Source organism: uncultured Erythrobacter sp., assembly GCF_947502395.1.
In the GTDB taxonomy this organism is placed as follows: Bacteria; Pseudomonadota; Alphaproteobacteria; order Sphingomonadales; family Sphingomonadaceae; genus Erythrobacter.
The window spans coordinates 910,530-923,142 of sequence record NZ_CANMZM010000003.1; the positions used below are offsets into that span (position 1 = coordinate 910,530).

General features: G+C 56.4%; 13 protein-coding genes. 8 read left to right on the forward strand and 5 right to left on the reverse strand.

The annotated features are described in order from the left end of the window. The first annotated feature begins 31 nt into the window (after positions 1–31). From Q0778_RS15655 to Q0778_RS16380, 4 genes are read left to right on the forward strand one after another with little or no spacing between them, the layout of a single operon-like run. On the forward strand, positions 32–436 hold the full coding sequence (locus Q0778_RS15655) for a hypothetical protein (protein WP_298337423.1): 405 nt from the start codon (positions 32–34) through the stop codon (positions 434–436). Continuing rightward, the gene (gene ubiA, locus Q0778_RS15660) at positions 433–1,353 is read left to right on the forward strand and encodes a 4-hydroxybenzoate octaprenyltransferase (RefSeq protein WP_298302382.1); all 921 of its coding nucleotides are present in this window, start codon (positions 433–435) and stop codon (positions 1,351–1,353) included. Before Q0778_RS15655 ends, ubiA begins: the two co-directional genes overlap by 4 nt. A 21-nt stretch (positions 1,354–1,374) precedes the next feature. Then, positions 1,375–1,797, forward strand: coding sequence for an SOS response-associated peptidase family protein (locus Q0778_RS16375; RefSeq protein WP_366519553.1), 423 nt, complete (start codon positions 1,375–1,377; stop codon positions 1,795–1,797). After that, positions 1,719–1,976 carry an SOS response-associated peptidase family protein gene (locus tag Q0778_RS16380; RefSeq protein ID WP_366519554.1) on the forward strand — a complete coding sequence of 86 codons (258 nt, stop codon included), beginning with the start codon at positions 1,719–1,721 and terminating at the stop codon, positions 1,974–1,976. Before Q0778_RS16375 ends, Q0778_RS16380 begins: the two co-directional genes overlap by 79 nt. 73 nt (positions 1,977–2,049) lie before the next feature. On the opposite strand, the gene Q0778_RS15670 is transcribed toward Q0778_RS16380, so the two are convergent. Continuing rightward, complete coding sequence (locus Q0778_RS15670) at positions 2,050–2,454, reverse strand: VOC family protein (RefSeq protein ID WP_298302388.1); 405 nt, start codon at positions 2,452–2,454, stop codon at positions 2,050–2,052. 137 nt (positions 2,455–2,591) lie between these two features. Between Q0778_RS15670 and soxR the strand changes: the two genes are divergently transcribed. Further along, positions 2,592–3,083: a redox-sensitive transcriptional activator SoxR gene (gene soxR, locus Q0778_RS15675; RefSeq protein ID WP_298302391.1), complete on the forward strand. Its 492-nt coding sequence runs from the start codon at positions 2,592–2,594 to the stop codon at positions 3,081–3,083. On the opposite strand, the gene Q0778_RS15680 is transcribed toward soxR, so the two are convergent. From Q0778_RS15680 to Q0778_RS15695, 4 genes are all read right to left on the reverse strand, one after another. After that, positions 3,080–3,622 (reverse strand): histidine phosphatase family protein, encoded by a 543-nt coding sequence (locus Q0778_RS15680; RefSeq protein WP_298337426.1) that lies wholly within the window; start codon positions 3,620–3,622, stop codon positions 3,080–3,082. The two genes, soxR and Q0778_RS15680, sit on opposite strands and share 4 nt — an antisense overlap. A 187-nt stretch (positions 3,623–3,809) precedes the next feature. Further along, entirely contained in the window at positions 3,810–4,754 is a 945-nt protein-coding gene (locus Q0778_RS15685) for a sterol desaturase family protein (protein WP_298337428.1), read from the reverse strand. Between the two features lie 133 nt (positions 4,755–4,887). After that, positions 4,888–5,931, reverse strand: a complete 1,044-nt coding sequence (locus Q0778_RS15690; RefSeq protein WP_298337430.1) for a helix-turn-helix domain-containing protein — start codon at positions 5,929–5,931, stop codon at positions 4,888–4,890. Continuing rightward, positions 5,928–8,693 (reverse strand): ATP-dependent DNA helicase, encoded by a 2,766-nt coding sequence (locus Q0778_RS15695; RefSeq protein ID WP_298337433.1) that lies wholly within the window; start codon positions 8,691–8,693, stop codon positions 5,928–5,930. Before Q0778_RS15695 ends, Q0778_RS15690 begins: the two co-directional genes overlap by 4 nt. A 224-nt stretch (positions 8,694–8,917) precedes the next feature. On the opposite strand from Q0778_RS15695, the gene Q0778_RS15700 reads away from it, so the two are divergent. The 3 genes from Q0778_RS15700 to Q0778_RS15710 all read left to right on the forward strand — a co-directional run bounded on the left by Q0778_RS15700 (position 8,918) and on the right by Q0778_RS15710 (position 12,604). After that, positions 8,918–9,307: a hypothetical protein gene (locus Q0778_RS15700; RefSeq protein WP_298337436.1), complete on the forward strand. Its 390-nt coding sequence runs from the start codon at positions 8,918–8,920 to the stop codon at positions 9,305–9,307. A gap of 665 nt (positions 9,308–9,972) precedes the next feature. After that, positions 9,973–10,896 (forward strand): MBL fold metallo-hydrolase, encoded by a 924-nt coding sequence (locus tag Q0778_RS15705; RefSeq protein ID WP_298337439.1) that lies wholly within the window; start codon positions 9,973–9,975, stop codon positions 10,894–10,896. Positions 10,897–10,984: 88 nt separating this feature from the next. After that, positions 10,985–12,604, forward strand: coding sequence for a lysine--tRNA ligase (locus tag Q0778_RS15710; RefSeq protein ID WP_298302411.1), 1,620 nt, complete (start codon positions 10,985–10,987; stop codon positions 12,602–12,604). The last annotated feature ends 9 nt before the right edge of the window (positions 12,605–12,613 follow it).

Below are 12,613 nucleotides of genomic sequence, written 5' to 3' on the forward strand. Positions count from 1 at the left end.
CCCTAAGCCTGTCTAAGGCTAGGGAGCAAGCATGCTCGCTCGCATTTGCCAGTTTCTAATCGCTCTTGTGTTTCTTGGTCTTGGCGGCTGGGCGCTGTTTTTCCCGGGGCATGTGATGGATCTGGCATTCACCCAAGCCTATCGCAATGACACATATGTTGCTCGCTTCATGATGGCTTGCTTCGGCGCGCAGGCGGTAATGTTCGGGATCATGGCATTGGTGGTGAGGTGGGAGGCGCGCGCCTTAGCTGTGTTCGCCGTGGTGCTGATCCCGTTCTTCGTGTTCAATTGGTACTTCCACTATGAAGTGCCGGTTTTGACCTCAATCGGAATGCTCGATTTTGCAGGCAACCTGATCATGTTCGTCGCATGCCTGATTGGTTGGCGAGCTGCCCGTAAAGATGAAAAAGGGATTGGAGGTATAGTGCGGCTATGAACGACACGACCTCTGCCGATATTGTCCCAGATAGCGAGCATCGCGGCCTTATCGCGCGCCTTCCGCAAGTGCCTCGAGATTTGGCACAGTTGGCGCGGTTTGATCGACCGATTGGTTGGTGGCTGCTGTTTTGGCCCTGCGTCTTTGGGGTTTGGCTTGCCGGAGCGGGGCCACAATTCGCGTTGCTCGGATGGCTTTTGCTTGGCGCGATTGCGATGCGCGGGGCCGGGTGCGTCTACAACGACATCGTCGATGCAAAGCTCGATGCGAGCGTTGAGCGCACGGCATTGAGACCTGTGGCGAGTGGGCGGATTAGCAAGAAACTCGCTTGGGGTTGGTTGATTCTTCTGTGCCTCGCCGGGCTGGTGGTGCTTCTTCAACTGAAGTTGAGTGCCCAAGTCGTCGCGCTGGCTAGTCTCGCTTTGGTCGCGGCATACCCGTTCATGAAGCGCATAACCTGGTGGCCCCAAGCTTGGCTTGGCATGGTCTTCAACTGGGGTCTGCTCGTGGGATGGAGTCAGCTGCGTTTCGACAATTGGGACGCTCTGGCGGCGCTCTATGTTGGCTGCATCTGCTGGGTGATCGGATATGATACGATCTATGCGCTGCAGGACCGTGAGGATGATGCATTGGTTGGGATCAAATCGAGCGCATTGCGCTTGGGTAAACATGTGCACGCTGGGGTTGCTGGGTTCTATGTAGCTACGATTGGACTGTGGGGGATTGGCATCTGGCTTTATCGGCCAGACATGATTGCTCTATTCGCGCTTCTGCCTGTGGCAGGCCACCTTTTGTGGCAGGTATCTACGCTCGACCCAAGCGATCCAGACAACCCGCTTCAACGCTTTCGCTCCAACAGGTGGGCGGGTGCCTTGATGGCGGCAGCGTGCTTTGTGGTCGGAAACGCCGGCGCATAGGCCATGTGCAATCTCTACCGCATGACAAAGTCACAGCATGAAATCGCGCATTTGTTCGACGCTGAGGACACCGGGCTCGCGTCGAATTTTGGTGAGGAAGTCTATCCTGGGTACCCCGGCCTTGTGGTAGCTGCCAACGGTGAAGGGAAGTACCAAGTCTGGACAATGAGCTGGGGCTTTCCATTGGCCATGACGGGCAAAAACGGTCAGCTGCTGAAGCCTAAATCCGTCAACAATGCGCGGACTGACAAGCTTGGTGGCTTCTTCTGGCGAGCGTCGTTCGAAAGGCGCCGCTGCTTGATCCCTTATGCGCCTGGGCTGACGCGCAAGGGAACAAAGGAGCTAAGACGAGAACCTGGCTGTCCTTGCCGGGCACTGAGACGTTCGCGACCGCGGGAGTGTGGCGCAAGAGCGAGGAGTTCGGCACGTGCTTTTCGATGGTAATGACTGAGAGCACGGAATCTGAAGCAGAAGGCGTGCACAGCCGTATGCCGGTACTACTCAACCCGGCCGACTACACCTCGTGGGTTTCGGGTTCTCCCGAGGAGGCGAAAGCCCTTTGCAATCCGTGGAGTGGGGCCGTCACAATTGAGGCGACTGACCAGCTTTGGGCTCGGTGCTGAGGTGCACCGGGCGTTTTGCGGCTGCTCTTTCCAGACTGGTCAGAGAATAGCGGTTCGCGGAGCATGATCTCATTCATGACGTTTCTCCTTCGTAGCTGACGATCTCGAATTCGATCCCGTCCCAGTCGAAGAAATAGAAGCGCTTGCCAGGCTCATAGTCATCATGGCCGAAAGGCTCGAGGCCCGCGCCTTTGACCGCCTCCTCAGCGGCGATTAGGTCATTCACGAGGAGGCCAATATGATTAAGGGGCTCGCCCTTGGAGTAGCGTCTTCCAGTATCAGATTGTGCATCCTCATTAGTGTATAGCGCGATGTAATCGGCGCCGTTTCCGGTTGCGCCGACGTGAATCGTGTCTCCCCCAAACTGCGATTTCCCGCGCCAGCGTTCCTCCCATCCGAGCAAGTTTCTAAACAACTCGGCGCTGCGCTCCGGCTGTGTCACGGTGAGATTTGCGTGTTCAATTCGTCCTAATGCCATTGGTCTTGCTCTCTTTTTTAAGGCTGTGATCCGCGGTTCGGGGTGGGGTTCCAGCTCCTTGCGAATCACCAAGCAGGATCACTGTGCAACCTCAACCTAAGTTGAGGTCAAGCTTGGATTGGGTTATACCCAAGGCCATGATCAAAACACTTTCACACAAAGACCTAATCCCGATCGGCGAGATGGCTCGCCGAACTGGTCAAAGCGTTTCCGCCATCCGTTTCTACGAAGACAAAGGCTTGCTTGAGCCAATCAGAACCGGCGGCAACCAGAGGCGATTCCTGCGCTCGGATATCAGGCGGGTCAGCTTTATCCTCATCGCGCAGCGTCTCGGGCTGAGCCTATCGCAAATCCAATGGGTGATGCGTGACTTGCCGCATGGCCGCACGCCAACGGCCAGGGACTGGCGGCGTATCAGCAAGGCGATCCGTGCCTCAATCGATGCGCGTATTGCTGCTCTGGAGCGCACGCGCGACCGGCTCGAGGGCTGCATTGGTTGCGGCTGCCTTAGCCTAGAGAAATGCGCGATCTACAATCCAGATGACAAGCTTGGTGTGGAGGGATCTGGTCCAAGACAGATATTCACTGAAGCGCTTGAGGCAGACCTGCCCGTAAGTGGTGAAGCTTAAGATCCTGGCGCAAGCGAGGGATCAAGGTCACGCGGGCGCGTGAAATGAACGAGCTTGCCAGTGAATTTCTTAAGTTCCGACCAACTGTCCATTTCGCACTCAACAATGGCAAACGATCCTGTGGGGAATTTGATCAACAGCTCTTTGAACAAATCGTTCTCTTGAGCGGGTGAGACCAATTCAAGGATCGTCTCATACAGCCCAGGATTATGGCCTGAAATGAGGATCGCATTTGGTTCTTCATCGCTTTGGCTGGCGTGATCTTGAACCACGTCGAAGATGGTGTCTGGGCTCGCAAGATAGAGTCGATCATCATAAGTGACCTGAACTTCGGGTAGCCCGGTTTCGAAAGTCGCTTTGACACGCTCTGCTGGGCTGGCAACGACCTTTTGCCATGCTTGTCCATCCTCGCGGATGTGGTCGCCGATGACCTCAGCACCGCGTCGTCCGCGATCGTTCAATCCGCGGTCAAAATCGCGCGTCGCCCCATCGCTCCAATCGGATTTGGCGTGGCGCAGGATCCCAAGAAGTTTTGGCAAGTGAAGCCCCCAAGCGTGTTAGCACCATCTCGCATGCACCATGTCATGTCTTGAAGGCAATAAAAATGCGGCAGTCTCGCCCAAGTCCATCGGATAAGGTCCGCTGGGGAAGGGCCTGACGAGACTGCCGCTTGTAGGGCCGGTGCTGAGGAGCGCTCGCCGGCCTACGTGCTTGGGGAGTGGACGATCAGATAAAGCTGGAGTCGATTGCGACAAGCCAGCCGTGGGCGGTGACTGTCGCTGCCAGAAGGGCTGCCATCATTATGCTTACTCGCTCAGCTTGAGTGCGAGCCAGTTGAGGCAGGCGAAGTGGCTTTGCATTCTTGCGGAATTCTTCAGCATAGCGGGGATGCTCGGTCCCCATCCACTTGTCCCAGAAGGTAAAGTAGAATCCATAATTGTGACCCGAAGAGTGATGCAGATCGTGATGCGTGGTGGTCGAGATCCACCGGGTCCATGGGCTGTCGACCCAGCCCGCCGGGAAGAGCTCACTGCCAGCATGCGCCATCACATTGCGAATGATCATATGCCACAAGAAAAGAAGCAGCGCGAAACCTGCATATTGGATGCCGAGTAGGCTGGTGATGATCAGGAAAAGCGGCATGTAAGCAGCCTCAACAACGGCCTCTAATGTGGCAAAGCTGTAAGCCGTCCAAGGCGTGGGTGTGCGCGATTTATGGTGATGAAGATGCGCGATCTTGAATAGAGTCTTTGTGTGCATTGCCCGGTGGATCCAATAGAAATAGGCATCGTGAACAAGCACAGTTAACGCGAATTGCCATGCGATTGTGAAGAGCGGAGCGCTTTCGAGTTTAAGCTCTATCAACCCAACTTCACGACCAACCAATGTCACCAAGGTCACAAAGGCAAAGACTAAAACTGTGCGAAAAGATGAGAGCACCTCACGGATGTAGTCCTGTCGCGAGGCTTTGCGTTTCCGTTGGATTCGTCGTGCGTCAGCCCAACTGCGGAAGACGAGCAGGAACAGCGTCAGAACGCCAGCTGCGATCAGATAGCGCCCGAGATCGAAGTAGAGCACATTCGCAAAATGTTCAGACACGCGCGTGATCGCGTATTCAAGTGTGGGGGCATCAGGCAGTTTGTTCACCGTGTCTGTTTCAGCAACGCTCATGCAAAGGCTCCATTTTGGAAGGACAGCCACCGCTTGCTTAGCTTTCCCGTCCCAGTCTCATCGACTTCACAAAACCCCGCTCGAATTTGAAATCGAGCACCCTTTTTCATTTCTGACCGGCTTTGTTCTACCCCTAAGCTATCGGTTCGTCTGCAAACGCAGCTTTGCGGAATTCGCTGGGAGATGAACCGGTTATGCTACGAAAAGCGCGGTTAAAGGGACTGAGCGAGTTGTAGCCTAGATCCATCGCGATCGTGAGTACCGGCAAATCGACATGATCGCTCGCCGACAGCATCTGTTGCGCCTCTGCAATACGATACTGGTTGAGGAAGGCAGAGAAATTGCGGTAGCCTAGCCTCTGATTGATAAGCGCCCGCAGGCGGTGCTCAGGTGTGTCGAGCTGCGCCGCAAGCCGTGCGATCGTGATGCCTCTTTCTCGGTACGCGCCCTCTGTCATCGCTTCGCTTAACTTAGTGTGGAGGACGGTCTCGCTTGGTGAAAAATCGACAGAGTCGCGCTCTGTATCGATCACGGCAGGCTCCGATTCCAAAAGCAATTCGCGATCTGTTCGCGCCAGCGCAATCCCCGCGAAAAGGGTAATCAGCAAGATCAAAATGCCGTTGGCGAATTGGACCAACTCCACTCGTGACAATGGACCGAGGATCATCTCGTAGACGAGGATCAGGCCAATCTGCACTCCGATAAGGGTTGGGAGAACGAGCCTAATAACTCTTCGTTTCTCGATCAGGTCATCCGCTCGGTCAACAAAGGCAACCCTTATCAAATCCGCAATCAAGATCAGAGAGATCGCGCGATTGATATAGAATGGGGCGGGGTCAAGCGCCTCAATGAATGTGCCTGTCAGCCATGTTACAAGCAAAGCACCCGCCGCCAGAGCGATGATCCTAGGTCGCGGGTCGCGCTCAAACAGGAAGCGTCCGAAAACCCAGCTCCAGAACGGGGCAGACATTGCCACTAGATTGAGAATGTCATCGGCCCATCCTGCCGGTTCGAGCGCCGGGGTGGAATTGATGACATAGCCCATCGTGCTGATAAGAAGGCCAACAAGTGTGATCTTGAGATTTCTGCGAATCTGGCCTTCGACGACAAGCGCCAGGAGCATCAAGCTGGCCCCCACCGAAATGATGCGTGCAAAAAAGTCGAACTGTTCGATCATTCCCAACTGTCTGGAATATTGTCGTCCAAACTTCCAGTGCTTTGAACGGGTTCGGTAGATTCTTCGCCGATTAGACCGCTACTCACCCGCTCAAGCGCCTCTTCGAGCGTCAGGCGACGCACCTGAGTGCCGTCAGGAAATGCGGTGAGCAAGCGCGAGGGGAAGGCGGCGGAAAGCACGACAAAATGCCCTGCATCATCTTTGTTGCGGATGAGTCTGCCAAATGCCTGAGCAATCCGAGCACGGATGATGCGGTCATCATGGGCGCTCCCTCCGTTTGCGGCGCGGCGTGCCTTATGGAGAATATCCGGCCTGGGCCAAGGAACCGCTTCGAGCACGACGCAGCGTAAGGAACGGCCCGGCACGTCCACCCCGTCACGCAACGCATCGGTGCCAAGCAGGCTCGCGCGCGGATCATCGCGGAAGATATCGACGAGAGTGCCAGTGTCGATGGGATCGACATGCTGAGCATAGAGCGGCAAACCTTCGCGTGCCAAGCGGTCGGCTATTCGGCCATGAACAGCACGCATGCGACGGATTGCAGTGAAGAGGCCAAGGACACCGCCTTCGCTTGCCTCGATCAACCGCGCATAGGCACCCGCAAGACCGGGCAGATCGCCTTTCTTCACATCAGTCACGATCAGGACCTCAGCGCGGGCCTTGTAGTCAAAGGGGCTGTCGGCAGCAGTAAGAAGCGGCTGGCTTTCGATATGCGCCGCGCCTGAGCGGCCAATGGCGCTTTCCCACGGGTCTCCTGCGTCGCTTCCGATCCGGTCGGTGAGCGTGGCGCTCGTCAACATCACGCCGTGGGCAGGTTCAAGAACAGACTTGGCGAAGGGCTTCATCGGATCGAGCCAGCGGCGATGGATGGCCACATCAAATTCACGCGCATCGGAGCGGTCGACGGCGAGCCAGTCAACATATTCCGGATCCGCTGGCCCTCCAAGACGCACCAGCAATGATTCCCACGCGCCCAGCAAGTCCACCCGCCACGCGAGCGAAAATCGCGCTCCTTCAATTCGTGCGCGGCCTTGTCCATCAAGCCAGTCGGGCGGGTCAGCCATAATCGCCTCAAGCCGTGCGCCGAGCCGCATCAAGGGAGTGCGGATGCTGGCGAGGGCTTCTGCGGCGTTGGTTGCGGCCTCGATGACTTCACCGGGTAGGCCCGAGGCCTCGATCTCAATGCCATAGCCCGCCTCCTGACCGGTTTCGTCGCGGGCATAAATGACGGTGCGTACGGCGGAGAGCAGTATCTCTATCGCGCCTGACGCAGTGTTTTCATGGAGACGTTGGAGCCAGCCTTCCGCGGGCAAAGCAGCGGCGTTTTCGCAAGCCTGCTCAATCGCCTCGCCGCCTTCCTCATCATAGCTTGCAACGTCAGCAAGCCGCGCCGAAAGCCCGCGTCTGCGTCCTCTATTCTTGCGCTCTGGTCCAACGATCCAGCGCCTGAGCTCAATGGCCTCCTGACCTGAAAGTGTTGCGGCAAAGGTCGAATCCGCCGCTTCGAAGACATGGTGCCCCTCATCAAAGATGATACGGGTGGGGCGCTGTGCGTGGTCTCTTCCCCGTGCCGCATTGACCATGACGAGAGCATGATTGGCGATCACCAGATCGGCCTGCGCGCTATCTCTGGCGGTGCGTTCGATAAAGCACTTTCTATAGTGCGGACAGCCGGCGTAGATGCACTCGCCGCGCTGATCGGTAAGGGCGGCAATCCCCCGTTTCCTGAACAGTGTACCCAGCCAACCGGGTAAGTCGCCGCCGATCATGTCGCCATCGCGCGTGAAGCTGGTCCAACGCGCGACAAGTTGTGCCAGAATGGCCGGACGCCCTGCAAAGCCGCCTTGCAATGCGTCTTCAAGATTTAGAAGGCACAGGTAGTTCTCGCGCCCCTTTCGCACCACCACGGGTGGTGTCCCATCAGGGCGCTTCACCGGCCAGGCGCGTCTCGACTCTGTCCGCAATTGTCTTTGTAGGTTTTTCGTAAAGGTCGAAACCCAGACCGTTCCCCCTGACCGCTCCGCCCAAAGAGAGGAAGGCGCAAGATAGCCCAGTGTCTTGCCAATTCCTGTGCCTGCCTGCGCGAGCGCGACATGCGGAATCTCGCGCACATCGCGCGGAGCAAATATCTTTGCGGCATCATCCGCGTAACTACGTTGACCCTCGCGCTTCTCGGCAGCCTCTCCTGTGAGCTCGTCCAGCTTTGCCAGCACATCCCCGCTAGGCAATTCGACCTGCTGCGGGGCGCCGCGCTCGCCTGCTTCCTCCCACTCCGGGAGTGCCGAAAATAGCCAGCGCTCTGCGGTGTTTGGTCTTGCCACATGCGGCTTTATCACTTGCGCCCAAGGCCAGCGCAGACGCTCCAGCGATTGCAGCGAGGACCATGCGCCCGCGCGCTCAAACCATTCAGGGTCCTCACACGCCTCGGCTAAGGCACCGGCTGCCGATTGCAGAAATTCGGGCACAGCCTCATCATTGGCAGGCTCTTCCAACCCAAGCGCCGAGGCAAGGCCGCGCGGCGTTGGCACGCAAAAGCGTGCAGGGTGAACAAAGGCGAATAGCTCGAGCAGATCGAGCCCTGACAAATCGGGATAGCCAAGCCGGTTGGCGACCAAGGGTGCGTTTAGCAAAAGCACCGGCGTGTCAGCCGCTGCCATGATCGCATCACCTTTTGACGCAGCCTCAGTTTTGCCATCGGAGGCGCGGAGCCAATTGCCCGAATGGCTGGCATGAAGAGCGGGGAGGGGAAGGGGACTGGGCACGAGAGATGCAAAAATGACGGAACTGTCCGCTCAAGTAAATGGCCATGGCCTTCTTTGCCAACAGCGTTAATTCTTCCCCGTTAACCTGGCGCTAAATCACATATCGTACGACTTCTACCGGTTTGATTTTTCGGAGAAAGATGGTGCCACTCGGCCGCAAGATTGTTTCGGATGACGCAAGGGTGGCACAAGCTGCACGACCAATGGGCCAAAGAGCCGCAGCAATGTCAGATTTCGGGGCCAACGGTGAACTTGGGAGAGGACGCGCAGACTCGGGAATCGTGCCGCTCAAACAATCGGAGAAATCTACAGGCCAATCCTACGGATGGGGTGGCCCTCCTGATCAGCGGACTATCGCAAGAGCTTATGTGTTCTGGTTTCTCGGTTGGCTTGGATCACTCCATCGCTTCTACTGCGGCGATAAGACCGGGGCATTGTGTCAAATCGGGCTGGTCATCGGCAGCTTGCTGATCGGTGAAGTCTATTTACCGGCTGGACAGATCGGGGTTGGGATCTGGTTTTCGTGGTTGATGCTCGACCTATTTCTTATTCCACGCATGATGCGAAAGTTTCGGGAAACAGTCCGATCTGATGCGGCGCACGTATTCAACTAGTGGTTTGCCAAGATTGAAAGCCTTGCAAGTCTTTCAGGAAAAGAGGAACGGCCCGGCAATTCAGTCCCGAAATTGAATGCCGAGCCGTCCCTCCCCTGCGACCCACTCAGGGTTGCACCTTGGTCGGGCCAAGGCGCCTCGTTGAGCTTGTATTGGGTAATTCGAGCTGGCCCTTGGATAGTTACAATCCAAGCAGTGCGGTCAGCCAAGCTCTTCTTTGAAGACCCATAGTAAAGGTTAAAAGCGACGGTGGGCCGCATCTGCGGTTCGCTGACATATTGACCGAAGGAAGTGTGCCCTTCGATCCTGAGGTGCTTCCTTTTCAGATCACCGTCTGTCGCGATGAAGTTGCTGCCTATAAAGGCGGCCAAGATTTCGTCGCCCCGAATTCAGGGTTAGTCGTCTGCATGGGGCCAACGATAATCGGATCACCGCGGTCTTACCGAATAGTCTACCGCCACCTTTTGCGCTTCCGTACAGCAAGGTCCGTCGATGGTGCTTCGCAATTCGACTTCAAGCAACATGATAAACAGGAGATGCGGGCGTGATCGGACTTGCACGTACGTTTGCAATTGCATCGGCGGTGCGCCTCGCATGTGCTTGTTTCGGTACCCGGCATATGTCAGGCAAGTTCGACATAGTATTGAGAGTTAGAGCAGGCGATTATGGAAGCATCACGACGCAAGTTTATCCAATTGTGCGGCATCTGCTCCGCGGCGATTGTTTCTGGCTGCAGCGGGGCTACTCCGCGGATTGCAAGGCCCACGGTTACCTATGAGTTCGTCCGGAATGCAACGGCGCGCCTTTCCTATGCTGGCATGACCCTGCTGTTGGACCCGATGCTATCCGAAAAGGGCGCGTTTCAGTCATTTGCTGGCATCGCACCGAACCCTACGGCATCGCTGCCCGTACCAGCAGCAGATATCATCGCAGATATCGATGCCGTGATCGTCAGCCACATGCACACCGATCACTTCGATCGTGCAGCCACTGACATGCTACCCAAAGACATCCCGATCATTACGCCAGACAACAGCTATACGCCCAACCGCGGGCCAGAAGGTCCCCGGCTCGCCTTCAAAGACGATCTGGAGGGACGCGGATTTACCGACGTGTCAGTCATGTCGGAGAACGGTCCAACTCAGTTCGGTGCAATCACGGTTCACCAGGTTTGGGGGCTACACGGGCGTGGTGACCTTGGTAGGGTGCTCGGCAATGTAAACGGAATCGTGATTGAAGCTGAAGACTGCCCAACAATCTACTGGACGGGTGATTCCGTTTTGGATGAGGATGAAGTCAGCGCGATACTTGAACAATTCCGACCTGATATTGTGATCGCGCATACCGGCGGACCAGTTATCGAAGCGCTTTCGTCGGATATCATGTTGATGGATGCGGCCCAGGCGGTGCGATTGATGGAGATGGCCACCGCGGTCAATTCCGATTGCAAGATGATCGCCGTGCATATGGAGTCACTCGACCATTGCTTTTCAACGCGTGACGATTTGCGCACCGCGTTAAGCGACAAGGATGAGGCTATGCGGTTGCGCGTGTTCATTCCCGCGGATGGCGAGGCAGTCGAGCTTTGATTTGGTTTTAAGTTCACGAGCTTCACGCGGTCAGGGCTGCGCCTTAGCGCTTGCAACATGATGCATCCCCGGTCAAAGCCGCGATATTATGACTGATAAGACACTCATCGAAGCCGCACGCTCCTCCAAAGCTTGGCCATTTCAAGAGGCTCAGCGCCTCCACAAGCGGCTGCGCGGAGGAAAACGTGGCTCTGATGGCGAGATCGCGCCGGTGCTGTTTGAGACAGGCTATGGCCCCTCCGGCCTGCCGCATATTGGTACATTCCAAGAGGTGTTGCGCACCACCTTTGTCCGGCGCGCATATGAAGCGCTGACAGGTGAACCCACCCGGTTGGTGGCGTTTAGCGATGATATGGATGGCCTACGCAAGGTTCCTGAAAACTTGCCAAATCAGGCGATGCTTACTGAGCACCTTGGGAAACCTCTTTCGCGCATTCCAGATCCGTTTGAAAAGTACGAGAGCTTTGCTGCGCACAACAATGCGATGCTGTGCGAATTTCTCGATCGTTTCGGGTTTGAGTATGAATTTATCGCTAGCTCCACCCGGTACAATTCGGGCGCGTTTGATGAGGCATTGAAGAATGTTCTGCGGAACAATCAAGCGATCCTCGACATCATGCTCCCTACCTTGCGGGCAGAGCGAGCCGCGACCTATTCACCGATTATGCCGATCTCACCCAAGACGGGCGCGGTGTTGCAGATGCCGGTTGAAGTGATCGATGCCGATGCTGGTGCGATCCGCTTCACTGATGAAGATGGAGAGGTGATTGAGCAAAGCGCGCTGGGCGGCCAATCCAAGCTGCAATGGAAAGTCGATTTTGCCATGCGCTGGGTCGCGCTGGGTGTTGACTATGAAATGTATGGCAAAGATTTGACCGACACAGGAGTTCAGTCGGGAAAAATTGCGCGTGTGCTGGGCGGCAATAAGCCTGAAGGCCTCATCTACGAACTCTTCCTCGACGATAAGGGCGAGAAGATTTCCAAGTCGAAAGGCAATGGGCTGACGATTGAGCAGTGGTTGGAGTACGGAACCGAGGAGAGCCTTGGCTTCTACATCTTCCCTAATCCCAAGAGCGCTAAGCAATTGCACACCGGCGTAATCCCGCGTGCGGTCGATGACTATTGGCAGTTCCGCGAGCGTTTGTCGGATCAACCGCTTGACAAGCAGTTGGGCAATCCAGTGTGGCACTTGCTGCGCGCGAACCATTCTTTGACAACGCCTGAGGCACCCGGCGCGGGCGACACGGTTCCAGTGAGCTTTGGCCTGTTGTTGAACCTGGCAAGTGTGCTGGGTGCAGAGGCGACGGCGGAGAATTTGGCAAGCTATGTGACAAGCTATCTCGGTAAGACCGAAGCCAATCCCGACCTTGATCGGATGATAAAAGCGGCGGTTGCTTACACTCGCGATTTTATCGTGCCGACGCTCAAGAAACGGGCGCCATCCGGCGGTGAAGTGGATGCCTTGCGTGAGCTCGATGCCAAACTTGCCAAAGCGACCAGCGATGCGAGCGCAGAAGACTTGCAAACCATGGTTTATGAGATCGGCAAGAATGAAGCCTACGGCTTTCAAAACCTTCGCGATTGGTTCCGAGCATTGTACGAAACGCTGCTCGGTTCAGAGCAGGGGCCACGCATGGGCAGCTTTATTGCGCTCTATGGTGTGGCACCCACGCGAAAGCTGATCGAAGAGGCACTGGCGAAGGCGTAAGCGGTCTTC